The 24,506-nt window shown below is 70.6% G+C and carries 21 protein-coding genes and 1 pseudogene; 15 read left to right on the forward strand and 7 right to left on the reverse strand.

Going from position 1 to position 24,506, the window contains the following annotated elements; all coding sequences use genetic code 11:
- Window positions 1–70: 70 nt before the first annotated feature.
- Both ACIRHA_RS28145 and ACIRHA_RS28150 read right to left on the reverse strand, forming a co-directional pair.
- Complete coding sequence (locus tag ACIRHA_RS28145) at window positions 71–1,240, reverse strand: FAD-dependent oxidoreductase (protein ID WP_403851407.1); 1,170 nt, start codon at window positions 1,238–1,240, stop codon at window positions 71–73.
- A 147-nt stretch (window positions 1,241–1,387) separates the two neighbouring features.
- Window positions 1,388–2,083 (reverse strand): TetR/AcrR family transcriptional regulator, encoded by a 696-nt coding sequence (locus tag ACIRHA_RS28150; protein ID WP_403851409.1) that lies wholly within the window; start codon window positions 2,081–2,083, stop codon window positions 1,388–1,390.
- 219 nt (window positions 2,084–2,302) lie between these two features.
- Here ACIRHA_RS28150 and ACIRHA_RS28155 point away from each other — a divergent pair, with 219 nt between their 5' ends.
- From ACIRHA_RS28155 to ACIRHA_RS28180, 6 genes are all read left to right on the forward strand, one after another.
- Entirely contained in the window at window positions 2,303–3,346 is a 1,044-nt protein-coding gene (locus ACIRHA_RS28155; RefSeq protein ID WP_403851412.1) for a hypothetical protein, read from the forward strand.
- Between the two features lie 13 nt (window positions 3,347–3,359).
- Entirely contained in the window at window positions 3,360–4,688 is a 1,329-nt protein-coding gene (locus ACIRHA_RS28160; protein ID WP_403851415.1) for a KamA family radical SAM protein, read from the forward strand.
- Window positions 4,689–4,873: 185 nt separating this feature from the next.
- Window positions 4,874–5,581 (forward strand): urease subunit gamma, encoded by a 708-nt coding sequence (ureA, locus tag ACIRHA_RS28165; protein WP_403851417.1) that lies wholly within the window; start codon window positions 4,874–4,876, stop codon window positions 5,579–5,581.
- Window positions 5,578–7,290, forward strand: a complete 1,713-nt coding sequence (locus ACIRHA_RS28170) for an urease subunit alpha (RefSeq protein ID WP_403851418.1) — start codon at window positions 5,578–5,580, stop codon at window positions 7,288–7,290. Before ureA ends, ACIRHA_RS28170 begins: the two co-directional genes overlap by 4 nt.
- Before the next feature lie 12 nt (window positions 7,291–7,302).
- Complete coding sequence (locus ACIRHA_RS28175; protein ID WP_403851420.1) at window positions 7,303–8,334, forward strand: agmatine/peptidylarginine deiminase; 1,032 nt, start codon at window positions 7,303–7,305, stop codon at window positions 8,332–8,334.
- 66 nt (window positions 8,335–8,400) lie between these two features.
- Window positions 8,401–8,949, forward strand: coding sequence for a TetR/AcrR family transcriptional regulator (locus tag ACIRHA_RS28180; RefSeq protein ID WP_403852145.1), 549 nt, complete (start codon window positions 8,401–8,403; stop codon window positions 8,947–8,949).
- On the opposite strand, the gene ACIRHA_RS28185 is transcribed toward ACIRHA_RS28180, so the two are convergent.
- From ACIRHA_RS28185 to ACIRHA_RS28195, 3 genes and pseudogenes are all read right to left on the reverse strand, one after another.
- Entirely contained in the window at window positions 8,939–9,796 is an 858-nt protein-coding gene (locus ACIRHA_RS28185) for a biotin-dependent carboxyltransferase family protein (protein ID WP_403851422.1), read from the reverse strand. The two genes, ACIRHA_RS28180 and ACIRHA_RS28185, sit on opposite strands and share 11 nt — an antisense overlap.
- Before the next feature lie 341 nt (window positions 9,797–10,137).
- Window positions 10,138–10,773: pseudogene (locus ACIRHA_RS28190) on the reverse strand (allophanate hydrolase subunit 1); the annotation flags it as partial.
- Window positions 10,774–10,775: 2 nt separating this feature from the next.
- On the reverse strand, window positions 10,776–11,540 hold the full coding sequence (locus tag ACIRHA_RS28195) for a LamB/YcsF family protein (RefSeq protein ID WP_403851425.1): 765 nt from the start codon (window positions 11,538–11,540) through the stop codon (window positions 10,776–10,778).
- Window positions 11,541–11,700: 160 nt separating this feature from the next.
- On the opposite strand from ACIRHA_RS28195, the gene ACIRHA_RS28200 reads away from it, so the two are divergent.
- The 7 genes from ACIRHA_RS28200 (at window position 11,701) to ACIRHA_RS28230 (ending at window position 19,930) form a co-directional block, all read left to right on the forward strand.
- Window positions 11,701–12,444, forward strand: coding sequence for a DUF969 domain-containing protein (locus ACIRHA_RS28200; RefSeq protein WP_403851428.1), 744 nt, complete (start codon window positions 11,701–11,703; stop codon window positions 12,442–12,444).
- A complete protein-coding gene (locus tag ACIRHA_RS28205) occupies window positions 12,441–13,400 on the forward strand; it encodes a DUF979 domain-containing protein (protein ID WP_403851430.1) in 960 nt (319 codons plus the stop codon). Before ACIRHA_RS28200 ends, ACIRHA_RS28205 begins: the two co-directional genes overlap by 4 nt.
- Window positions 13,401–13,418: 18 nt before the next feature.
- Window positions 13,419–14,063 (forward strand): pyroglutamyl-peptidase I, encoded by a 645-nt coding sequence (gene pcp / locus ACIRHA_RS28210; RefSeq protein ID WP_403851433.1) that lies wholly within the window; start codon window positions 13,419–13,421, stop codon window positions 14,061–14,063.
- 170 nt (window positions 14,064–14,233) lie between these two features.
- On the forward strand, window positions 14,234–15,223 hold the full coding sequence (locus ACIRHA_RS28215; RefSeq protein WP_403851436.1) for a DUF2891 domain-containing protein: 990 nt from the start codon (window positions 14,234–14,236) through the stop codon (window positions 15,221–15,223).
- A gap of 60 nt (window positions 15,224–15,283) precedes the next feature.
- Window positions 15,284–16,609 (forward strand): MFS transporter, encoded by a 1,326-nt coding sequence (locus tag ACIRHA_RS28220; RefSeq protein ID WP_403851439.1) that lies wholly within the window; start codon window positions 15,284–15,286, stop codon window positions 16,607–16,609.
- Between the two features lie 297 nt (window positions 16,610–16,906).
- The gene (cimA, locus tag ACIRHA_RS28225) at window positions 16,907–18,556 is read left to right on the forward strand and encodes a citramalate synthase (protein ID WP_403851442.1); all 1,650 of its coding nucleotides are present in this window, start codon (window positions 16,907–16,909) and stop codon (window positions 18,554–18,556) included.
- Between the two features lie 39 nt (window positions 18,557–18,595).
- The gene (locus ACIRHA_RS28230) at window positions 18,596–19,930 is read left to right on the forward strand and encodes a hypothetical protein (RefSeq protein ID WP_403851445.1); all 1,335 of its coding nucleotides are present in this window, start codon (window positions 18,596–18,598) and stop codon (window positions 19,928–19,930) included.
- 94 nt (window positions 19,931–20,024) lie between these two features.
- On the opposite strand, the gene ACIRHA_RS28235 is transcribed toward ACIRHA_RS28230, so the two are convergent.
- On the reverse strand, window positions 20,025–21,413 hold the full coding sequence (locus tag ACIRHA_RS28235) for an oxidoreductase (protein ID WP_403851448.1): 1,389 nt from the start codon (window positions 21,411–21,413) through the stop codon (window positions 20,025–20,027).
- Window positions 21,414–21,556: 143 nt separating this feature from the next.
- Window positions 21,557–22,174: a YceI family protein gene (locus tag ACIRHA_RS28240; protein ID WP_403851451.1), complete on the reverse strand. Its 618-nt coding sequence runs from the start codon at window positions 22,172–22,174 to the stop codon at window positions 21,557–21,559.
- Between the two features lie 377 nt (window positions 22,175–22,551).
- Between ACIRHA_RS28240 and ACIRHA_RS28245 the strand changes: the two genes are divergently transcribed.
- Both ACIRHA_RS28245 and ACIRHA_RS28250 read left to right on the forward strand, forming a co-directional pair.
- Window positions 22,552–24,147, forward strand: coding sequence for an acyl-CoA carboxylase subunit beta (locus tag ACIRHA_RS28245; protein WP_403851454.1), 1,596 nt, complete (start codon window positions 22,552–22,554; stop codon window positions 24,145–24,147).
- Window positions 24,148–24,179: 32 nt separating this feature from the next.
- Complete coding sequence (locus ACIRHA_RS28250) at window positions 24,180–24,371, forward strand: acyl-CoA carboxylase subunit epsilon (RefSeq protein ID WP_403851456.1); 192 nt, start codon at window positions 24,180–24,182, stop codon at window positions 24,369–24,371.
- Window positions 24,372–24,506 lie beyond the last annotated feature (135 nt).

The raw sequence follows: 24,506 nt of genomic DNA on the forward strand, positions 1-24,506 counted from the left end.
CACCGGCATCCACACCCGGCCCCCGTCCCGCAGCCGCGGGACGGGGGCCGGGGTGCGTCAGGCCTGGGCGTCAGGCCTGTGCGGCGGTGGGGCCGGCGTGGCCCGCGAACATGTCCAGCAGTGCCTGCCGCGCGTTCGGGCCGAACATCATGGTGAGGTTGGCGGCGGACTCGGCGGCCAGCTGCTCGCTGCGCGGGAACATCTCCTTCTCGTACGTCGCGAGCGCCGCCTCCGGGTCGTCCGGGTGCTCGACGATCGCGCGGGCCAGCTCGGCGCCGTCGAACATGGCGAGGTTGGCGCCCTCGCCGGCGAACGGCGACATCAGGTGCGCGGCGTCGCCGATGAGCGTGACACCCGGGCGGCGCTCCCAGCTGATGCCGACCGGCAGCGCGTGGATCGGGCGCGGCGTCAGGGGCAGCTCGGCGTCCGCGATCAGCGCGCGCAGCCGGTCGTCCCAGCCGTCGAAGACGGCGAGCACCGCGGTGCGTGCGGCCTCCGCGTCCGTGAAGTCGATGGTGCCGAGCCAGCTCTCGGGGGCCTTCAGCGCGGCGTACGTGTGCACGCGGTCGTCGCTCTCGCGGTGCGTGAGCAGGGCGCGCCCGTCGGCGAGGACGAAGGCACTGCCGCCGCCGGTGAACGCGGCGATCTCCGCGTGCCGCTCGCTCCCCGGCAGCACATCGGCCTCCACGAACGAGATGCCGGTGTACGAGGGGCGGGCGTCGCTCAGCAGGGGGCGGATCCGGGACCAGGCGCCGTCCGCGCCGATCAGCAGGTCGGTGGTGAAGCGGCCGCCGTCGGCGAGGGTCACCAGGTGGCGGCCCGGGACGTCGGTGGGCTCGGCGGAGGTGACCTTCGCGCCCCAGCGGATCGTGCCGTCGGGCAGCGAGTCGAGGAGGATGCGGCGCAGGTCGGCCCGGTTGATCTCGGGGCGGCCGCCGTTCCCGTCGTCCGGCTCGTGGTGGCGCAGGGTGCCGTCCGCGTCGATGACCTTGGTCTCCTCGCCGCCCGTGAGGACGAGGGCGCGGAACTCTTCGTACAGACCGGCGGCGCGCAGCGCGGCCTGCGCGGTCTCCTCGTGCAGGTCGAGCATGCCGCCCTGGGTGCGGGCGTCGGCGGAGGCGTCCAGGTCGAGGACGGTGCAGGGGATGCCGTGGACGTGCAGGACGCGGGCGAGCGTGAGGCCGCCGAGGCCCGCGCCGACGACGGCGATGGGGTGGTGGGGTGCGGTGATGGCGTTCATGGTGGCCTCCCTGGGTGCCGCGGTACGGGCACGGTTGTCATGGATTCCCCGAGGTGTCCGGTTCGTTCTTCCATCATAGCGAACATGTTCGTAACGAACATGTTCGTAACGGAGTGGCCGAGAGTGCGACGGTCGGTGCCGGGTGGATCAGGAGTCGGCGAGAGGGGGTTCGGGCGCTGCCGTGATGCCCGCGATCAGGGCGGCGAATCCCCAGTTCAGCCGACCGGAGCCACCTCCCGCCACGAGCACGTCGGCGAGTCGAGCGAGCTCCGGGTGCCGGGCGGGCGAGGCGGTGGTGATCGCGGTGCGGGCGGCGTCCATCGTGTCCTGGTCGTCGCCCGCGTGCTCGGCCGCCGTCGCGGTCGCGTACTGCAGGAGCAGGTCCACGCCCCAGGCGGCCCGGGCATCCGGCACCCCACCCTCGCGCAGCAGCACGAGCAGGGCCTCCACGAGGTCCAGGTAGTGATCCCCGGCGGGGTGCACGGTCAGCGCGGACCGGGCCAGCGACGGGTGGCGGAACAGCATTTCCAGGTACGAGGTGAGCAGCCGGGTCAGCCGCTCCCGCCAGTCGCCCGAGGCCTCCCGCGCGGGCGTCAGGTCCACCTCGGCGAGGAGCTCGTCGAGGACGGCGGCGTGCAGCTCGTCGGTGTTGCGGACGTAGACGTACAGCGAGGCGGGCCCGGTGTCGAGCTCCTTGGCGAGGCGACGCATGGTCACCTTGCCCAGACCTTCCGTGCGCAGGATGTGCGTGGCGGCGCTCACGATGCCGTCCCTGCTCAGGGCGGCCTTGGCGGGCCGCTCGCGGCGGCTTCGGGGGGTGCTGGTCCGGTCGGCGCTGTTCACGGTGCCACGGTAACGGCGCGGGCGGGCCCCGAGGGCTTCCCGGTCAGGGCGGCACACCGTCCGCTGGGCTCGCGGTCCGTGCGCGCGATCACCAACAGCCTTTCCTGGCAAGGTGGTTGAGCGTGCGTGTACGTATTGTGCCGCGAGGGTATCCACTGACTCCATGGCTTGGCGTTCGGGGGGTGGTCACGGGTGAGTGGGATACCGTTCAGGGCTCGATTGCGATGGTTTCTCCGGGCCCTGCGTACACCTCGCAGGCCGCAGAGCCTGTCCGTCCTGATCGGCCTCGCCGCCGTCTCCGCGATCCTGCTGTGGCGCAGCGCCGGCATGGAGAACTACAAGGAGAATCTGGCGCTCAACCTTGGTGCCGACATCATCGGCGCCGTTGTGACCGTCTTCGTGATCGGCCCGTTGATCAGTCGCGCTCAGGAGGGCCGCGCCCGCGAGCACAGCCGACTCGACTACGAGTGGTTCTGCGCCCAGGTGTACGGGTCGACGTCGAACGTGAAGGTCCTCGACACGTTCTCCAACGTGTTCGGCCCGCAGTTCTCCCACCGCCTTCTGCGGGGCATCAGGGCCGCCACCGCCAACGGCACCCGCGTCCAGATCCTGCTGCTCCATCCCGACTCCCTCGCCGTCATCCTGCGTGGGCAGGAACTCGGCGACCAGCACGCCGACATCCGGCGGGAAATCCTCCGCAACCTTCGAACGCTGCGTTCCTTCGAGGCAGAGCTCGATGCGGGCATCCGTCACCTGCTCGAAGTCCGGCTCTGTTCCTCGTCCCCCGGCGTGACGTTGTACCGCTGGGACGAGCGGTGTCTTGTGTCCTTCCTCACGGTGGGCCGCCTCTCCGGTCAGGGTGTCCAGCTCGAAGTGCCCGTCCGGTCACCCCTCGGGGCGTTTGTGGAGCAGCGGTTCGACGAGCTCTGGCAACAGAGCGCGATGATGGACGAGTTCACGCACCTGCCGGTCATGCTCGTCGACGAGGGCGACGGGCGCAGAGCGTTCACGTGCAGGTTCGTCGTCGTGGACGAGGCCACGTATGTCGCCGACGCGGAGCTCGTGTCCCACATGGCGCGCCATCGCCTCGATCAGCTCACCGCGTTCAGTCAGGGTCTTGGCGTCAGCGTCGCGCACGAACTCCTGGTCGTGGACGACGAAAGCGAGCTCCATGTGCGTCTCACCCAGGACTTCGCCGAGAAGTATGATGCGCCGACGGGTGCTTTTGTCTGCCTACGCCCGCAATCCCTTCTGACGGAGTAGGGGCCCTCGTACGGTGAGAACATCGCGCGACCCAGTCGGCGGGCTGGTGCAGGACCGGGGCAGATTTCGCAGCTTCACCTCTCGCGATCTGGACGGACTGCTCCAGCGCAGGGCCCTGTCGGCCGAGGAACGGCTGAAGCTGCGGGCCGTGGCGGCCGTGCTCCCCTTCCGGACGAACGAGTATGTCGTCGACGAGCTCATCGACTGGTCGGCGGTGCCGGATGATCCGATCTTCCGGCTGACGTTTCCGCAGGTCGGGATGTTGTCCGAACCCGATGTGCGGGAGATGTCGGACCTGCTCGCGGACGGTGCCCCGGCGGGCCAGGTGCAGCGGGCCGCGCACCGGATCCGAATGCGGCTGAACCCGCACCCCTCAGGTCAGCTCGATGCCAACGTGCCGGTGCACGAAGGGCGTCGGCTGGAAGGACTCCAGCACAAGTACCCCGAGACGCTGCTCGTCTTCCCCCGCCAGGGCCAGACCTGCCACGCCTACTGCACGTACTGCTTCCGCTGGCCGCAGTTCGTCGGTGAGTCCGAACTCCGTATCGCCACCGACGACTTGGCGACGACCGAGGCGTATCTGCGGGCGCATCCCGAGATCAGCAGCGTGCTGATCACCGGTGGTGACCCGTTGGTGATGAGCGCCGACGTGCTGCGTCGCTACGTCGAACCCCTGCTGCGGGTCGAGAGCGTGCGTTCCGTCCGGATCGGCACCAAGTCCCTCGCCTTCTGGCCGTACCGTTTCGTCTCCGATCGGGACGCCGACGACCTGTTGAGGCTCTTCGAGGAGGTCGTCACCGCAGGAAAGCACTTGGCGCTCATGGCTCACTTCACGCACCCGCAGGAACTGCGCACCCGAATCGTGGTGGAGGCGATGCGGCGTGTCCGGGACAGTGGCGCCGTGATCCGCTGCCAGGGTCCGCTGGTGCGTGGAATCAATGACAGCGCGGCTGTGTGGGCCGAGCTGTGGAGCGAGACGACGCGCCTGGGGGCGGTCCCCTACTACCAGTTCGTGGAGCGGGACACAGGGCCGCAGGACTACTTCGCGGTGCCCCTCGCCCGTGGGTACCAGATCTTCCGGGATGCCTACGCCCAGGTGTCCGGTCTCGCGCGGACCGTGCGGGGGCCGGTGATGTCGGCGATGCCGGGCAAGGTCGTCGTGGACGGGGTCGCGGAGGTGGGCGGCGAGCGGGTGTTCGTCCTGCACCTGACCCAGGCGCGGGACCCGGAGCTGGTGAACCGGCCGTTCTTCGCTGTGTACGACGAAGGTGCCACGTGGTTCACCGACCTCAAGCCCGCCTTCGGTGCGGGCGAGTTCCTGCCGGGCCTGACCTTTCCCTGACCCCGGCCAGGGCTGATGTGCCCACGCCGGATGCGCCCCACGCCGGATGCGTCCCGCGCTGGATGCACCCACGCCCGGCGGTTTGAGCGTCATTCCATGTGAGCTTTCCCTGGAAGCGCCGTGACTGCTTTCCTCCTGGGCTTTCGGCGTTTAGAGTGCTGTTCTAACTGGAAGCGAGGAGTGCCGTGCGACTGACCCCCACCGAGCGCGACCGGCTGCTGCTGTTCGGCGCGGCCGAGCTCGCGCGGGCCCGCAAGGCGCGTGGCCTGCGGCTCAACGTGCCGGAGGCGACCGCCCTGATCGCGGACACCGTCTGCGAGGCCGCCCGCGACGGGAAGCGGCTCGCCGAGGCGATCGAGGCGGCGCGCTCCGCGCTCGGGCCCGACGATGTGCTGCCGGGCGTCGCCGACGTGGTGACCGAGGTGCACGTGGAGGCGGTCTTCGACGACGGCTCGCGGCTCGCCGTGGTCAGCGATCCGATCGCGGGTGGCAGTCTCACGGACGAGGCCCCCGGCGCGCTGCTGCCCGGCCCCGAGCACCACGACCCCGAGCCCGAACTGACGCTCACCGTCACCAACACGGCGACCGTCCCGGTCTCCGTCACCTCCCACTTCCACTTCTTCGAGGTCAACCCGCGCCTGGATTTCGTACGGGACAAGGCGTACGGGATGCGGCTCGCGGTGCCCGCGGGGTCGTCGGTGCGGTTCGGGCCGGGGGAGACCCAGGACGTCGGGCTGCTGCCGATCGGCGGGGCCCGGGTCGCCATCGGGTTCGCGGGGCTCGTCGACGGCCCGCTGGACGCGCCCGGCGCCCGCGAGGAGGCGCTGCGCCGCGCCGCCGCCTGCGGATACCTCGGCGTACCGGACACGACTGAAGAGGAGGCCGCGCGATGAGCCGTCCCGGAGGCCACGCCGCCGAAGCCCGCCGACTGACCCCGTACGAGTACGCGGGGACGCACGGCCCGCGCGCAGGGGACCGGGTCCGGCTCGGGGACTCGGGGCTCACCATCAAGGTCGAGTCCGACTCCCAGAGCTACGGGGACGAGTTCCTCGCCGGGTTCGGCAAGACCGCGCGCGACGGGCTGCACCTGAAGGCCGCCGCGGTCCGCGACACCTGCGACATCGTGATCAGCAACGTCGTGGTGATCGACGCCGCGCTGGGGATCAGGAAGGTCTCCATCGGGATCCGCGAGGGCCGCATCCACGCCGTCGGGCGGGCCGGCAATCCGGACACCATGGACGGCGTCGACGTCGTGGTCGGTACCGGGACGACGATCGTGTCCGGTGAAGGGCTCATCGCGACCGCCGGAGCCGTCGACACCCATGTGCACCTGCTGTCGCCGCGCATCATGGAGGCCTCGCTCGCCTCCGGCGTCACCACGATCATCGGCCAGGAGTTCGGCCCGGTCTGGGGCGTCGGGGTCAACTCGCCGTGGGCGCTCAAGCACGCGTTCTCCGCCTTCGACGCCTGGCCGGTCAATATCGGCTTCCTGGGCCGGGGTTCGTCCTCCGACGGGGCCCCGCTCGTCGAGGCGCTCGCCGAGGGCGGCGCCTGCGGGTTCAAGGTGCACGAGGACATGGGCGCGCACACCCGCGCCCTCGACACCGCCCTCCGGGTGGCGGAGGAGCACGACGTTCAAGTCGCTCTGCACAGTGACGGGTTGAATGAATGCCTGTCCGTCGAGGACACCCTCAAGGTCCTCGAAGGGCGCACCATCCACGCCTTCCACATCGAGGGCTGCGGCGGCGGCCACGTACCAAATGTGCTGAAGATGGCGGGAGTTCCGAACGTCATCGGCTCCTCCACCAACCCCACCCTCCCCTTCGGCCGTGACGCCGTCGCCGAGCACTACGGCATGATCGTCTCCGTCCACGACCTGAAGACGGACCTCCCCGGCGACGCCGCGATGGCCCGCGACCGGATCCGCGCCGGGACGATGGGAGCCGAGGACGTACTGCACGACCTGGGCGCGATCGGCATCACGTCATCGGACGCGCAGGGCATGGGGCGTGCGGGCGAGACCGTGCGCCGTACGTTCGCGATGGCCGGGAAGATGAAGGGCGAGCTCGGCGACCCGGGCGTCGGCCACGACAACGAGCGCGTCCTGCGCTACATGGCGAAGCTGACCATCAACCCGGCCATCGCGCACGGCCTCTCGCACGAGATCGGGTCCATCGAGCCCGGCAAGATGGCCGACATCGTGCTGTGGCGCCCCGAGTACTTCGGCGCGAAGCCGCAACTCGTCCTGAAGTCCGGCTTCCCCGCGTACGGGGTGGTGGGCGACCCCAACGCCGCCACCGACACCTGCGAACCACTCGTCCTCGGCCCGCAGTTCGGGGCGTACGGAGCGACGGCCGCCGAGCTGTCCGTGGCTTTCGTGGCGCAGGCCGCCGTCGACGACGGGCACGACACCATGCCCACCCGCAGGCGCCGCGTCGCGGTCCGCGGCACGCGCGGTATCGGCCCGGCCGACCTGCGCCTCAACTCCCGCACGGGAGCGGTCGACGTGGACCAGCGCACGGGCCTGGTCACCCTCGACGGCGACCCGCTGCGCTCGGAACCGGCCGAGTCCGTCTCCCTCAACCGCCTCTACTTCCTGTAAGGGATCAAGCCCATGACGTATGTGATGCCGCCCGAGTGGGCCCCGCACGCGCGCACGTGGATGGCGTGGCCGGGCCCCAACCCGACCTTCTCCGACGAGAGTGAACTGGCCGGAGCGCGGGCCGCGTGGGCGTCCGTCGCCAACGCCGTGCGCCGCCACGAACCGGTGACGATGGTCGTCGGACCGGGGCAGCTGGAGTCCGCGAAGGAGCTCCTCGACCCGTCCGTGGACCTGGCCGAACGGGAGCTGGACGACGCGTGGATGCGCGACATCGGCCCCACGTTCGTCAAGCACGGCGAAACCGGTGAACTGGCCGCCGTGGACTGGACGTTCAACGGCTGGGGCGCCCAGGACTGGGCCCGCTGGGAGCACGACTCCAAGATCGCCCGGCATGTCGCCGACCTCACGGGCGTACCGGTGCACTCCACCGCGCTCGTCAACGAGGGCGGCGGCATCCACGTCGACGGTGAGGGCACGGTGCTCCTGACGGAGACGGTGCAGCTCGACCCCGACCGCAACGGGGGTCGTGCGAAGGAGGACGTCGAAGCCGAGATCCACTCCAGGCTCGGCACGACCAAGGCGATCTGGCTGCCGCGCGGACTCACCGCGGACTACGGCGAGTTCGGTACGCGTGGACATGTCGACATCGTGGCGGCGTTCGCGGCACCCGGCGTGGTCCTGGTCCACTCCCAGCGGGACCCGGCGCACCCGGATCACGAGGTGAGCCGCGAGATCATCGGCTGCCTCGCCGGACAGACGGACGCGCAGGGCAGGCCCTTGGAGATCGTCGAGGTCCCGGCGCCGAAGGTCCTCACGGACGACGAGGACGGCTCCTGGGTCGACTACTCGTACATCAACCACTACCTCTGCAACGACGGCGTGGTGCTGTGCGGATTCGACGACCCGAACGACGAGGAGGCCGCGGCGATCTTCCGCAGGCTCTTCCCGTCCCGGACGGTCACCCTCGTCGACGCCCGGACGATCTTCGCGGCGGGCGGCGGCATCCACTGCATCACCCAGCAGCAGCCGGGCGCGGGGGCCTGAGCGGTGACCGGGACGCAGCGCCGGCGCACACCGGCGCCGCCGCGCGAGGACGTGCTCGCCGCGACCATGGCGATGATCGCCGAGCACGGCCTCGAACGGCTGACGCTCGCCGCGCTCGGCCGCGAGGTCGGGATGAGCAGCGGACACCTCGCGTACCACTTCGGCAGCAAGGACGAGCTGTTGCTGCGCACGCTGGAGTGGAGCGAGGGCCGACTCGGCGCGCGCCGCCGGGAGTTGCTGGTCGGCGGCAGCAGTGCGCGGGACCGCCTCGACGCCTACGTCGACCTGTACGTCCCGGACGCGCCGCGCGATCCGCACTGGACGCTGTGGCTGGAGGTGTTCAACCGCTCGCGGAACGCCGACGACGACGCGCGGGCCCGCCAGGCCGCCATCGAGGGGGCCTGGCACCGCGACCTCGTGGCGCTGCTCGCCGAGGGCAGCTCACGCGGCGAGTTCCGGGCGCTCGACCCGGACCGCTTCGCGACCCGGCTTCGGGCGCTGCTCGACGGTTTCTCCATCGCGGTGGCGATCGGCCTGCGCGGGGACCGGGACCAGGTCATGGCCCACGTAAGGGAGTTCCTTGACGAGGGGCTGGCTTCGCGGGCTACAGGGTGAACCGGAGCGGCGTGCCGGGCGCCGCCTGGGCTGCCGCGCCGAGAGCGTTCTCGTCCACGACGGCGATCACCGGGTAGCCGCCGGTCGTCGGATGGTCGTGGAGGAACACGACGGGGCGCCCGTCCGGCGGCACCTGCACCGCGCCGAGCACCATGCCCTCGCTGGGCAGCTCGCCGTCCGACTCCCGCTCCAGGGCGGGCCCTTCGGTACGCAGCCCGATCCTGTTGCTGTTGCCGGAGACGGTGTACGTGGCGGTGACGAAGGTCCGGCGCGCGGCCTCGGTGAACCAGTCCGTACGGGGTCCGAACCGCACGGGCAGCACGAGCTCGGCCGGGGGAGCGGGCCATGGCGCGGCCACGGGCGTGGCGGGCCGAGTGCCGGGTGCCTCTCCGGCGGGCAGCACGTCGCCCGTGCTCAAGGGCGCGGGGCCGAGCCCCGACAGCAGATCGGTGGACCGGCTGCCGAGCACGGGCTGCACGTCGAACCCGCCGGCGACGGCGACGTAGGACCGCACGCCGGCGCTGACGGTCCCCACGTCGAGGGTCGCTCCGGCCGGTACGTACACGGGCACGCCCCAGGCCGCGGGCGCTCCGTCGACGCGGACCGGGCACGGCGCCCCACCCACGACGAAGCGGACGCCACGGTCGGGCCGTAGTGCGCACCCGGTGAGGGTCGTCTCCAGTACGGCGGCGTCCTCCGCGTTCCCGAGCAGCCGGTTGGCCAGCCGCAGCGCATCCGCGTCCAGCGCCCCGGACCTGGGAACGCCGAGGTGGGCGTGCCCGATCCGCCCGGAGTCCTGAACGGTGCTGAGCGCCCCGGCCCGAACGACGGTGATCTTCCCGGTCATGCCGTGGCCCCTCCCGCCCCATCCGTCCTCCGCACCGTGGGGCTCCGCCCCACACCCCGCCGGCTCTCGTCCGAGAGCGGGGCTTGATAGGCGGAACCGGGCCTCGCCGCCCCTTGAGACGGGGGCCAATCAAGCCCCGGCTCATGAGGCCGGGAGGCGGGCAAATCAAGCCCCACTGGCGTTTGAGGCGATGAGCCGGGCAATTCAAGCCCCTGCGGCGATTGAGCAGCGGGGCCCGGGGCGGAGCCCCGTGACGTCAACCCCGTGGAGGCTTGATATGCGGGCTCCGGCCCGGCGGCCCTATCAAGCCCCGCCGGCGATTGAGGCGCGGGGTCCGGGGCAGAGCCCCGTGGCGTCAACTCCGTTTGGGCGAAACGGACCCGTGTCCCGGGGGACAGCAATGCCGCCGACTCCCGCGCCACATCCCACAAGACCCCGGGATCGGGCATCGTTCCGATCAACTGCCACCCACCCGGCGACACCCGCGGATACACCGCCGAGTACCCCCCAGCCACCCCAACCGCCCCCGCAGGAACCCGCGTCCGCGGCGTCGCCCGCCTCGGCACGTGCAACTCCTCCGGCAACCCGGCCAGATACCCGAACCCCGGCGCGAACCCGCAGAACGCCACCCGATACTCGTACGAGGAGTGCACCGCGGCGACCTCCGCCACCGACACCCCCCACAGCTCCGCCACCTCGGCCAGATCCGGCCCGTCGTACACGACAGGAATCGTCACGACGTCCCCCTCCGCCACGGACCCGGGCGGCACATCCCACTCGACCACCTGGCGCGCGAGCGCATCCCGCTCCGCCACCCCGTCGAGCAGCACCGTCCGCGCCCCCGGCACGATCTCCCGCACCGGCGGCAGCACCCCCGCGCCCCGCCTGCGCAGCACCTCCGCGTGGAACGCCCCCGCGTGCTCCGCGTCGGCGAACTCCACCAGCAGCGCATGCCGCCCGGCGTGCCGCACCCGCATGCTCACGCGAACGCCCCGACCTCGACCCCGGCGCCCTCCAGCGCCACCCGCACCCGCGCCGCGATCGCCGCCGCGCCCGGGGTGTCACCGTGCACGCACAACGACCGCGCGGCGACGGCGACTTGGGACCCGTCGACCGCCTCGACCCCGCCGTCCACCGCGAACGCCACGGACCGGGCCACCACGGCGTCCGCGTCCTCGACGACGGCACCCGGTTCGCGGCGCGGCACGAGCGTGCCCTCGGGGGTGTAGGCCCGATCGGCGAATGCCTCGCGTACCGGCCTCAGTCCCAAATCCTCCGCCACGCGCAGCAGTTGAGACCCGGGAAGACCCAGCACGGGCAGCTCCCCACCGGCGAGCCGTACGCCGTCCACGACCGCACGGGCCTGTTCCGCATCCCGTACGGTCCGGTTGTAGAGCGCCCCGTGCGGCTTCACATACGCCACCTCGGCCCCGGCCGCCTCGGCGAACACCCGCAACGCCCCGATCTGGTACGCCACTTCGGCCGCGAGCTCGTCCGGCGGCACGTCCATGGCGCGCCGCCCGAACCCGGCGAGGTCCCGGTACGAGACCTGTGCCCCGATCCGTACGCCCCGCTCGGCGGCCAGGTCGCAGACCCGGCGCATCACGGAGGGATCGCCGGCGTGGAAGCCGCAGGCGACGTTGGCACTGGTCACCACGGAGAGCAGGGCCTCGTCGTCGGTGAGGGTCCACCGGCCGAAGCCTTCGCCGAGGTCGGCATTGAGGTCGATGACGTCCTGGATCACTGGCTCAACGTAAAGGATCGTTGAACGATCCGACAAGGGTGAGATCTTCGCCCCCTCCGGGCGTCCGAATTCCGGAACCCCTTGTTAGATCGTTGAACGATCCCCTAAGGTCCGTGCATCTCTCATCCATAAGTGCGTCCCTCATCGAAAAGGCCGCCGCATGATCGTTCTGCTCGGCGTGCTCGTGGTGATCCTCGGATTCGTCACGCGCCGCAATCCCGTTCTCGTGGTCGGTGTCGCCGGCATCGTCACCGGGCTGCTCGGCAAGATGAACCCGCTGGAGATCCTCGCCGCCTTCGGCACCTCCTTCGCCGACAGCCGCTCCGTCACCGTCTTCGCCATCGTGCTGCCGGTGATCGGCCTTCTGGAGCGCTACGGCCTGCGCGAACAGGCCCGCACGCTGATCGGGAAACTCGGCAAGCTCAGCGCGGGCCGCTTCCTCACCGCGTATCTGCTGGTCCGCCAGATCACGGCCGCCTTCGGCCTCAACAACCTCGGCGGTCCCGCCCAGGCGGTCCGCCCGCTCGTCGCGCCGATGGCCGAGGCCGCCGCCGAACGCAGGTCGGGCGCCGTGCTGCCGGACAAGCTGCGCGAGAAGGTCCGCTCCTACTCGGCGTCCGCCGACACCGTCGGCGTCTTCTTCGGTGAGGACTGCTTCATCGCGATCGGCTCGATCCTGCTGATCACCGGATTCGTGAACTCGACGTACCACGAGCACCTCGAACCCACGCAGCTCGCGCTGTGGGCCATCCCGCTGGCCGTCTGCGCCTTCGTCATCCACGGCGCCCGGCTGCTGCTCCTCGACAAGCATCTGGAGCGCGAGATGGCGCTCGCCGTCGCCGAGCACGACATCCCGCTGCCGAAGCAGACCCCGGGCGACTCCGGGAAGGAGACCGCCAAGTGATCAAGGTCGAATGGCTCTACTGGCTGATCGGTCTCGTCTTCGTCGTCATGGCCGTGCAGATGGCGAGGGACCGGAGCAACCCCAAGCGCTGGACATCGGCGGCCTTCTGGGGGCTGCTCGGGCTGACCTTCCCCTACGGCACCGGGGTCGCGGGCGGCTCGAAGGCGCTGCCCGCCGAACCCCTCGGCGTCGCGGTCCTCGCGCTGATCGCACTCGCCGGGTTCAACTTCATAGGCAAGGGCGAACCGGTCACGACCACGCAGGAGCAGCGCGAGGAATCGGCCGCCCGCCTGGGCAACAAGCTCTTCATCCCGGCGCTCACCATCCCGATCGTCGCCATCGTCTGTGCCTCCTTCCTCGACGAATCGGGCCTCTTCGAGACCGGTCAGGCCACCCTCCTCGGGCTCGGCGTCGGCTGCGTCGTGGCTCTCGTCGTCGGGATGCTGGTCACCGGCGAGCGCAAGGTGTCGACGCCGATCCACTCCGGCCGCTCGATGCTGGAGGCGATGGGCTCGGCGCTGCTGCTGCCGCAGCTCCTCTCCGTCCTCGGCTCGATCTTCGCGGTCGCCGGTGTCGGCAGCCAGGTCGGCCGGATCACCAACGCCGTGCTGCCGGACAACTCCAAGTACCTGGCGGTGATCGCGTACTGCGTCGGCATGTTCCTGTTCACCGTGATCATGGGCAACGCGTTCGCCGCGTTCCCCGTCATGACGGCGGCGATCGGCTGGCCGGTGCTCATCCAGCAGATGGGCGGCAACGAGCCGGCGGTCCTCGCGATGGGCATGCTCGCGGGCTTCAGCGGCACGCTCGTCACGCCCATGGCCGCCAACTTCAACATCGTCCCGGCGACCCTCCTCGAACTGAAGGACCAGTACGGGCCGATCAAGGCCCAGCTGCCGACGGGCTTCGCGCTCCTCGGCTGCAACATCGTGATCATGTCGCTCTTCGCGTTCTAGGAGACAGGAGATCCAGTGATGACCCGGGTACTGCTCACCGGATTCGAACCGTTCGGCGGGGAGTCCGTGAACCCGTCGTGGGAGGCGGCGCGGGCGGTCGCCGCCGCGCCACCGGCCGGCCTGGACGTCACGGCGGTCCAACTCCCGTGCGTCTTCGGCGCGGCACTGACGGCGCTGCGGGCCGCGGTGGCCGAGACCCGGCCCGACCTGGTCGTCTGCCTCGGCCAGGCGGGCGGCCGCCCCGGCGTCACGGTCGAGCGGATCGCCATCAACGTCGACGACGCCCGCATCCCCGACAACGCCGGGGCCCAGCCGATCGACGTACCGGTGGTGCCGGGCGGTCCGGCCGCGTACTTCTCCACGCTGCCGGTGAAGGCGTGCGTGGCGGCGATGCGCGATGCGGGGGTCCCGGCGGCGCTCTCCAACACGGCCGGAACGTTCACGTGCAACCACGTGGCGTACGGCCTCGGACACCTGATCGCCACGGAACTCCCGGGCGTCCGGGGCGGGTTCGTGCACGTGCCGTCGACCCCGGAACAGGTCCCGGACGGCACGGCCCCGTCCCTCCCGACCGAAACGGTGGCCACGGGCATCCGGTCGCTGCTGCTCGCGGCGGCATCCACCCACGACGACCTCCGGGTAACGGAGGGCGCAACGCACTAGCCGAGGCGGGGTCGGCGCCGAGGGCGCGTGACGCGGCGTCGTGGTTGGGCTGTGTTCATATGCGGCTCCGCCGCGTGGGCGCGAACGCAACCCAAAGCAGCACCGCACCCGGCGACGAACACGCACCCCGCGGGCACGCACCCGCACCCCGCCCCACCGGAGGACACCGCATGCTCACCCCGGACGAAACCGCCCAGCTGGCGGCAGCCAACGTGACCCGTGAATACCCCAACTTCACGGCCCACCTCACCACTTCCCCGGACGACCGCCCCCGCCCGAGCGAGCTCCACCCCGCCTTCTACGGCGCCTACGACTGGCACAGCTCCGTCCACATGCACTGGCTGCTGCTCCGGACCCGGCCGGAGGCCCACGCCGACGTACTCGACCGCCACCTCACCCGCGAGAACCTCGCCCGGGAAGCCGACTACCTCCTCGCCCGCCCGGGCTTCGAGCGCCCCTACGGCTGGGCCTGGCTCGTCGCGCTCGCGGCGCAGTGCCACGGCACGCGCTGGGCCGACGCCTTCGCCCCGGCCGTGGACGCGGTCGACCGACTCCTCACGGACTGGCTCCCGAAGGCCACGTATCCCGTACGCCACGGCATCCACGCCAACAGCGCCTTCGCCCTCGGCCTGATCCTCGACACGGGGGAGCGGGCCGGGCTGCCCGCCCGCACCCTCGACGCCGTGCGCGACCGGCTGCGGAGCTGGTTCGCCGACGACCACGACGCGCCCGCCCACTGGGAGCCCTCCGGCCAGGACTTCCTCTCGCCGGCGCTGACGGAGGCCGACGCGATGCGCCGCGTATTCGAGAACGCCGACGACTTCGCCGCCTGGCTCGACCGCTTCCTCCCGGCTCTGGCCACCGACGCCCCCTGCGCACTCCTCGACGTACCGGTCGTCTCCGACCACGCCGACCCGCACATCGGCCACCTCCTCGGCCTCGCGCTCTCCCGCGCCGCCGCCCTGCGCACGATCGCGAACGCACTGCCAGAGGGACCCGTGCGCGAGCGGCTCACGAAGGCGGCCGAGGAGCACCTCGACGCAGGCCTCCCGGCCGTCGAGAGCGGCGACTTCACGACCGACCACTGGCTCGCGACATTCGCCGAACTCGCACGTGAACAGCCCCGTGAAAAGTCCCGCGAACACTATGAACGCAAGTAAGCGTGATCGTTGCCCGGGCGCTATTGCCCTGAGCATGACCAGTCCCGCATCGTGCCGATCATGGGACGTGAACAATGGAAGAAGATCCTGGTCGGCTCGGCCGGGAACATGGTCGAGTGGTTCGACTGGTTCGTGTACGCGAGCTTCGCGACGTACTTCGCGGGATCCTTCTTCCCCAGCGGCAACCCGACCGCCCAGCTGATGAACACCGCCGGCATCTTCGCCGTCGGCTTCTTCATGCGCCCCGTGGGCGGCTGGCTGCTCGGCCGGGTCGGTGACCGCAAGGGCCGCAAGGCGGCGCTGACCCTCACGGTCACCCTGATGTCGGCGTCGGCGGTGCTCATCGCCATCGCGCCGACGTACGCGGTGGCCGGATACGGCGGCGCCGCGGTGCTGCTGATCGCGCGCCTGCTCCAGGGCCTCTCGGTCGGCGGCGAGTACGCGGCCAGCGCCACGTACCTCACCGAGGCCTCGTCCCCGGAGAAGCGCGGCTTCGCCTCCAGCTTCCAGTACGTGTCGATGACGGCGGGCCAGATCGTCGGACTCGGCCTGATGATCGTGCTCCAGCGCACCATGACCGACGGCGCCCTGCACAGCTGGGGCTGGCGCATCCCGTTCATCATCGGCGCCCTCGGTGCGGCGATCATCTTCTACCTGCGCCGCAACATGCTGGAGACCGAGGTCTACGAGGAGTCCGCCGACGCGGACGCCACCGTGGGCGGCGACGACAAGGGCACCATCAAGGCATTGATGGCGCACAAGCGCGAGGCGTTCCTCGTGATCGCGCTGACCATGGGCGGCACGGTCGCGTACTACACGTACACGACCTACCTGACGAAGTACCTGTCCAATTCGGCGGGCCTCAGCAAGGACACGGCCACCCTCGTTTCCTTCTGCGCGCTCGTCGTCTTCGCCTGTCTGCAGCCGCTCGCCGGCGCGCTGTCCGACCGGATCGGCCGCCGCCCGCTCCTGATCACCTTCGCGATCGGCTCCACCTTCCTGACCGTGCCGATCATGACGCTGCTCCAGCACGCGGGCTCCTTCTGGCCGGCCCTCGGCCTCTCCCTGCTCGCCCTCGTCATCGTCACCGGCTACACGTCCATCAACGCCTGCGTAAAGGCGGAGCTGTTCCCGACGGGCATCCGCGCCCTCGGCGTCGCCCTCCCGTACGCCATCGCCAACGCACTGTTCGGCGGCACCGCCGAATACGTGGCCCTCTGGTTCAAGGACTCGGGCATCGAGTCCGGCTTCTACTGGTACGTCGCCGGGTGCGCGGCCGTCTCGCTGATCGTCTACCTGACGATGCGCGAGACCCGCGACATCGACCTGAACCAGGTCAAGAACGCGGACACCGCCGGCGCCAAACCGGCGAAGCAGAACGCCTGACCGCATCGTGAGACCACGGCCCGGCCCCCGGCCGGGCTGTGGCAGACTGCGGGCGTGCTCTCGTTGGCCATGATTATTGGCAGCAGGCGCGCCGGTCCGCAGTGACCACCTCGTACGACCCGGTACAGGTGGACACCGTCGTCCTCGACCCGCGCGCAGACCTCTCGCACCCGCGAGGGGTTTTTTCGGTTTCTGGCCCACCCACAGCCAGGACGAGAGCGCGAGGGATCATAGATGGACGGTGGAACCGGTCCTTCCGGTACGAAGACCGAGATCCCGATCAGGAGCCAGATCAGCATGAGCAGCAGCCCCAGTGAACGTCACAGTGACCCCTCCAGTGAACTCGACGATTCCCGCGACGCCTCCGACGCTTTCCACGTCTTCGACACCACGCTGCGCGACGGCGCACAGCGCGAGGGCATCAACCTCACCGTCGCGGACAAGCTGACCATTGCCCGGCACCTGGACGACTTCGGCGTGGGCTTCATCGAGGGCGGCTGGCCCGGCGCCAACCCCCGCGACACCGAATTCTTCGCCCGCGCGCAGGAAGAGATCGACTTCAAGCACGCGCAGCTCGTCGCCTTCGGCGCCACCCGCAGGGCGAACGCCAAGGCGAGCGAGGACCCGCAGGTGCGGGCCCTGCTGGAGTCCGGCGCGCCGGTGGTCTGCCTGGTGGCCAAGTCGCACGACCGGCACGTCGAACTGGCCCTGCGCACAACCCTCGAAGAGAACCTGGAGATGGTCCGCGACACGGTCTCCTACCTGGTCTCGCAGGGCCGCCGGGTCTTCGTCGACTGCGAGCACTTCTTCGACGGCTACCGCGCCAACGCCGAGTACGCGAAGTCCGTCGTCCGGGCCGCGCACGAGGCGGGCGCCTCCGTCGTCGTCCTGTGCGACACCAACGGCGGCTTCCTGCCCGCCCAGGTCCAGGCGGTCGTCTCCACCGTCATCGCCGACACCGGCGCCCGGCTCGGCATCCACGCCCAGGACGACACCGGCTGCGCCGTCGCCAACACGTTGGCAGCGGTGGACGCGGGCGCGACGCACGTCCAGTGCACGGCCAACGGTTACGGCGAGCGCGTCGGCAACTCCAACCTGTTCCCCGTCGTCGCCGCCCTTGAGCTCAAGTACGGCAAAAAGGTTCTTCCCGAGGGCGCGCTGCGCGAGATGACCCGTATCTCGCATGCCATCGCCGAGGTCGTGAACCTCACCCCCTCCACGCACCAGCCGTACGTGGGTGTCTCGGCGTTCGCGCACAAGGCGGGCCTGCACGCCTCCGCGATCAAGGTCGACCCGGACCTGTACCAGCACATCGACCCGGACCGCGTCGGCAACCACATCCGGATGCTGGTCTCCGACATGGCGGGCCGCGCCTCCATCGAGCTCAAGGGCAAGGAGCTCGGCGTCGACCTCGGCGGCGACCGCGAGCTGGTCGGCCGGGTCGTGGAGCGCGTCAAGGAACGCGAACTCCAGGGCTACACGTACGAAGCGGCCGACGCCTCCTTCGAACTCCTGATGCGCGCGGAGGTCGAGGGCAAGGAACGCAAGTACTTCCGCGTCGAGTCCTGGCGCGCGATCGTCGAGGACCGGCCCGACGGCTCGCACGCCAACGAGGCCACCGTGAAGCTGTGGGCCAAGGGCGAGCGCATCGTCGCCACGGCGGAGGGCAATGGCCCGGTGAACGCCCTCGACCGCGCGCTCCGCGTCGGCCTGGAGCGGATCTACCCGCAGCTCGCGAAGCTGGAACTGGTCGACTACAAGGTCCGCATCCTGGAGGGCAAGCACGGCACGTCCTCCACGACCCGCGTCCTGATCTCCACGAGCGACGGCACCGGCGAGTGGTCCACGGTCGGCGTCGCCGAGAACGTGATCGCGGCGTCGTGGGGCGCGCTGGAGGACGCGTACACGTACGGCCTGCTGCGCGCGGGCGTGGAGCCGGTCGAGTAAGCACCCGCGTTTGTGGGCAAAGCGAGTTAGCGTCGATACATGAGGCCCCTTATCGCCGCCCTCGCCACCCCGCTCCTCGTGCTGGGCGCCACCCTCGCGGTGGCGCCACCCGCCTCGGCCGCGACGGACGTGTCCACCGTCGCCGACGCCCTGGAGAAGAGCCCCGTCTACGTCGCGCCCGGTGCGTCCGGCGCGCTGACGTCGAACGACGTGGACGCGCTCAAGAGCAAGATCAAGGAAGCGGACAAACCGGTGATGGTGGCGGTGCTCCCCGCCGACTTCCCGACGAAGAAGCTGTTCAGCGATCTCCGCGCAAAGACGGGGGTCGTGGGCGTCTACGGAGTCCGCCTCGGCACGCGGTTCGACGCGAAGGCGGACCATCAGGTGATGTCGGCGCAGGCCGTCAAGAACGCGGTGGAAAGCGTTCAGGGCCAGTCGACCAAGAGCCAGCTCGACGACTTCGTGACCACGTCGGTCCGTACGGCGAAGGGCTCGGCCCCCGCCGCCTGGGACGCGGGCGGCGACGACGGCGTCTCGGCCGGCCCCCTGATCGGCGTCGGTGCGGTCGTCGTGATCGGCGGAGCCGGTGTCTACGCCCTGAGCAGGCGCAACCGGCGCAAGCGCGAGGAGGAGCAGCGCGAGGCCCTCGACAAGCTGCGGGTCGTGGTGGACGAGGACATCACGGCGTTCGGAGAGGAGCTCGACCGCCTCGACTTCCACCCGGCGGAGGCCGGCGCCGACGACGCGATGCGCGCGGACTTCGAGCGGGCGCTCGACGCGTACGAGAAGGCCAAGCGGTACATGAGCGACGCCCGGCTCCCGGACGACGTACGCGGCGTGACGCAGGCCCTTGAGGACGGCCGGTTCGCGCTCGCGCAGCTCGCCGCGCGCCGTGAGGGCCGCCCGCTGCCCGAGCGCAGGGCGCCCTGCTTCTTCGACCCGCGCCACGGCCCCTCCACGGAGGATGCCCGGTGGACGCCGCCCGGCGGGTCGCCGCGCGAGGTCCCGGTCTGCGCGGCGGACGCGACGCGGCTGCGGGACGGCGAGGACCCGCACGTGCGCACGGTCGACGCGGGGGCGGGGGAGCGCCGCCCGTACTACGACGCGGGTCCGGCGTACGGCCCGTGGGCCGGCGGCTACTTCGGCGGCGGCATGCTGCCGGGCCTGCTGGTCGGCACGGTGCTCGGCTCCATGCTGGCGAGCCCCGCCTACGCGGCCGACTACGGCGGCGGTGACTTCGGCGGCGGCTTCGACGGCGGCGACGTCTCCGGCTCCGACTTCGACCCCGGCGACTTCGGCGGCGGTTTCGGCGACGGTGGTGGCGGTGGCGACTTCGGCGGTGGTGGCGGAGGGGACTTCGGCGGCGGGTTCTGAGGAGCGGACCGCACGTCAGGACTGTGACGTGTCATGACGACCTGACCGGAGTTGCACGTCACAGTCCCGCCGCTTCGACGCAAGCCGCCCCGCTCTAGGCCCGGTTGAGGGTCCTGGTCACGCCCGCCACGACCGTCGTCGTCAGGATCCAGCCGACCGCGATGAGCCCGTACGCGAGTCCCTGCACGTACGACTCCGACCAGTGCCAGCCGTCGCGCTGGCCGAGGCCGCCGATCGGGACCATCAGGTCGAGCGCGTACGCGAACGCGTTGAAGGGCGGGCCCTCGCCCTTCTTGTTCGGTACGGGGGTGTGCGCGGCGAAGACCGCGGCGCCGAGCACGGTGAGCGCCGCGAGCCAGATCCCGGCGATCCACGGCCGGTAGCCGTACCCCACGGTGGCCTCGAGCAGCCACCCCCAGGCCCGCCCCGCAGGACCGAGCGTCGAGCGGCGCCGCCGCTCCCGCACCAGCAGGACCCGGCGGGCCTCGTCCTCGTGACCCAACCTCCGGTAGTACGCGGCCAGTTGCTCGTACGGCTGAGGTGCGTGCACCGGTTGCAGGCGCAGCCACGCCAGCCGGTTCGTGCTGTCCTCGCGCTGCGCGGTGGCCGTCGACGCCAGCCAGTCGTACGTCAGCCCGTCCAGGCCCAGCGGCCGTTGCCAGGTGTCGGGGCGGTCCTGGATGCGGCCCGCGTGCGCGTTGCGCAGGTTCACGCCGCCCGCCGGCGGCCTCGCGAACCGCAGATCGAGCGCCTCCACCTGAGCCCCGACGCACATCAACGACGATCCCGCGCCCAGGAGTTCGGCGCGGCCGAACGACAGCAGGTCGTCGACCCGCACCCCGCGCAGCCGCACCCGGCCCTCCGTGCGGAACCCCTCGTGAAGGCGCACGGTCGACGCCCGCAGTCCGTCCCCGTTGAACGCGATCGTGTCCGGTTCCGGGACCACGATCCGCGCCCCGCCCATCCACAGTCCACCGGTCAACTCCGCGCCGGGGAACAGTACTTGGCCGTGCGCGACGAACCCGTCCTCGCAGAACACGGCGCCCTGTATGACCAGACCGCCCGCGTTCAGCGCGATCTCCTCCCGTGCCACCAGGTGCGCCCGGTCGAGTCGCAGCCCGCCCGCGACGTGCGTGTGCACGAGGTTCACGGCGCCGCGCCGGCCTCCGGTGAACGTGGACCCACGTAAGTCGAGCCGCCCGCCTATCTGCGCCGTCGGCGCCAGGAATCCGGGCAGCTCGCAGTCGGTGACGCTGAACGCGAGTGTGTTCGCGCCCTCCAACGTCATCGGTTCGTCGAACCGGCACCGCTCGAACCGGACGAGCCGCCTGATCTCGGCCCCGTCCAGTGTCAGCGCCCCTCGGACCCGGGCGTCGCGCAGTACGTACGGATCGGCACCCGTGTCCGCGTCGAGAATGTCCCGCCGTACCACCCCGGCATCGACGCTCCGTTCAGCGGCGGGGGATGGCGCTGCGGCGTTCATGGGACTCCCGGCGGTCCGTCCGGCAGGCGTGCGCTCTCGTCGGGGGACGGTGCCTGCGGCCGCAGCATTTCATACGTCCAGAACCGCCGGAGGGCGGCCACGGAATTCGTGGCCGCCTCAACCTGCCGGTACAGAAGGCCGGTTCAGGCCTCCTTGATCGCCGAGATGTCGAAGTTCAGCTTGATCTTGTCGGAGATCAGGACGCCACCGGTCTCCAGCGCGGCGTTCCAGCTCAGGCCCCACTCGGAGCGGAGGATCTCGGTCTTGCCCTCGAAGCCGACGCGCTCGTTGCCGAACGGGTCCTTCGCGGCGCCGTTGAACTCCAGGTCGATGCTGAGCGGCTTGGTGGTGCCGAGGATCGTCAGGTCGCCCGTGACGCGGTAGTCGTCGCCGCCCAGGGACTCGGCGGAGGTCGAGCGGAAGGTCATCGTCGGGAACTCGTCGATCTTGAAGAAGTCGGCGCTCTTCAGGTGGCCGTCACGGTCCTCGTTACCGGTCGAGATGCTCGACATCTGCACGTCGAAGGAGGCCGTGGACTTCGCCGGGTCCGAGCCGTCCAGGTGCAGCGAGCCGGTGAAGTCGCTGAAGCTGCCCTTCACGTTCGTCACCATGGCGTGCCGGGCGACGAAACCGAGCGTCGTGTGAGCGGGGTCGACGGTGTACTCGCCGGTGAGTGCGGCGAGGTCCGGGTTGACCGGCGCGGCCTGCGCGGCGTCGGCGGGGGTGGTGGCGGACTCGTTCTTGCGGCCGAAGATGCCCATGACGTGCTCCTTGGGGACGGGCGGCACGGGTGGTGCCAATTGGAGTGACGAGGTGATGTTGAACGTTGAACTACCAACGGTTTCGACTGTAGCGCGATGATGTTCAATGTTCAACATCAAACGCCGTGTGCCTCTTCGATTACAGCCGGATATGGCCAAGGTCGCCCTTTCGGGCGTGCGTGGGGCGCGTGGGTGCGGGGCGTGTGAGGCGGGTCTCAGTACGCGGCTTTGTGCGACGTCTACAACGCGGACCCGTGCTGAGCAGTCACTTCGGCACCCCGGGGGCGGGGTTCTGTTCAGGGCTACCAGGAAAACGGGCCGGAGACTGTACGGAGTCGACGGACCGTTTTCAGGGGTGCACTTCGTAAGGTCACTACATGACCGTTTTGGACGACACCGCCTCGAACCCGGGGGACGAGCCCACCGACGCCCGTGGACGCGTGGCCGAGCTGCACGCGATCCGTGCGCAGGCGCTGGCCGGACCCAGCGAGAAGGCGACCGACGCCCAGCACGCGAAGGGCAAGCTGACGGCGCGCGAGCGCATCGAGCTGCTCCTCGACGAGGGTTCGTTCAACGAGGTCGAGCAGTTGCGCCGGCACCGGGCGACCGGCTTCGGCCTGGAGGCCAAGAAGCCCCACACCGACGGCGTCATCACCGGCTGGGGCACGGTCGAGGGCCGCACGGTCTTCGTCTACGCGCACGACTTCCGGATCTTCGGCGGCGCGCTGGGCGAGGCCCACGCTACGAAGATCCACAAGATCATGGACATGGCCATCGCGGCCGGCGCCCCGCTGGTCTCGCTGAATGACGGCGCCGGTGCCCGTATCCAGGAGGGCGTCTCCGCGCTCGCCGGCTACGGCGGCATCTTCCAGCGCAACACCAGGGCCTCCGGCGTCATCCCGCAGATCAGCGTGATGCTCGGCCCGTGCGCGGGCGGCGCGGCCTACAGCCCGGCGCTCACGGACTTCGTGTTCATGGTTCGCGACACCTCGCAGATGTTCATCACGGGCCCGGACGTCGTGAAGGCCGTGACCGGCGAGGAAATCACGCAGAACGGGCTCGGCGGCGCCGACGTCCACGCGGAGACCTCCGGCGTCAGCCACTTCGCGTACGACGACGAGGAGACCTGCCTCGCCGAGGTCCGCTACCTGCTCTCGATGCTCCCGCAGAACAACCGGGAGAACCCGCCGACCATTGAGTCCGACGACCCGGCGCAGCGCCGCGGCGACGTCCTGCTCGACCTGGTCCCGGCCGACGGCAACCGCCCGTACGACATGACCAAGGTCATCGAGGAGCTCGTCGACGACGGCGACTTCCTGGAGATCCACGAGCGCTGGGCGCGCAACATCATCTGCGCCCTGGCCCGGCTCGACGGCCAGGTCGTCGGCATCGTCGCCAACCAGCCGCAGGCGCTCGCGGGCGTCCTGGACATCGAGGCCAGTGAAAAAGCTGCCCGGTTCGTCCAAATGTGCGATGCTTTCAATATCCCCATCGTGACGCTGCTCGACGTCCCCGGCTTTCTGCCCGGCGTCGACCAGGAGCACGGCGGGATCATCCGGCACGGCGCCAAGCTGCTGTACGCGTACTGCAACGCCACCGTGCCCCGGATCTCGCTGATCCTGCGCAAGGCGTACGGAGGTGCGTACATCGTCATGGACTCCCAGTCCATCGGCGCGGACCTCACCTATGCCTGGCCGACCAACGAGATCGCGGTCATGGGCGCCGAGGGCGCGGCCAACGTGATCTTCCGCCGGCAGATCGCCGAGGCCGAGGACCCCGAGGCCATGCGCCAGAAGATGGTCAAGGAGTACAAGGCCGAGCTGATGCACCCGTACTACGCGGCGGAGCGCGGCCTGGTCGACGACGTGATCGACCCCGCCCAGACGCGTGAGGTGCTGATCAGGTCCCTGGCGATGCTGCGCACCAAGCACGCCGACCTGCCGTCCCGCAAGCACGGCAACCCGCCGCAGTAGCCGGCACGTACTAGTCGTAGGAGACCTGCCACATGTCCATGCCTGACATCCGCGTCGAGAAGGGCCACGCCGAGCCGGAGGAGGTCGCGGCCATCACCGCGATCCTGCTGGCCCGCGCCTCCGCCACTCCCGAGGCCCCGGCACACCGGGTCCGTCAGCCTCGTGCCGGGTGGCGCCGCCTGGAGCGCGAGCCCGGCTTCCGGGCGCCGCACAGCTGGCGCTGACCGGTACCGGTCCACACACACGTCTGAGGCCCTCCTCCCGGATTGGGAGGAGGGCCTCAGACGTGTGTGTGGTCCTCGCCGACGGGCGGACGGGGAGCGGTTGCGGGGCTCTGCCCCGGACCCCGCTCCTCAATC

This window comes from Streptomyces sp. NPDC102360 (assembly GCF_044766085.1).
Lineage (GTDB): Bacteria > Actinomycetota > Actinomycetes > Streptomycetales > Streptomycetaceae > Streptomyces.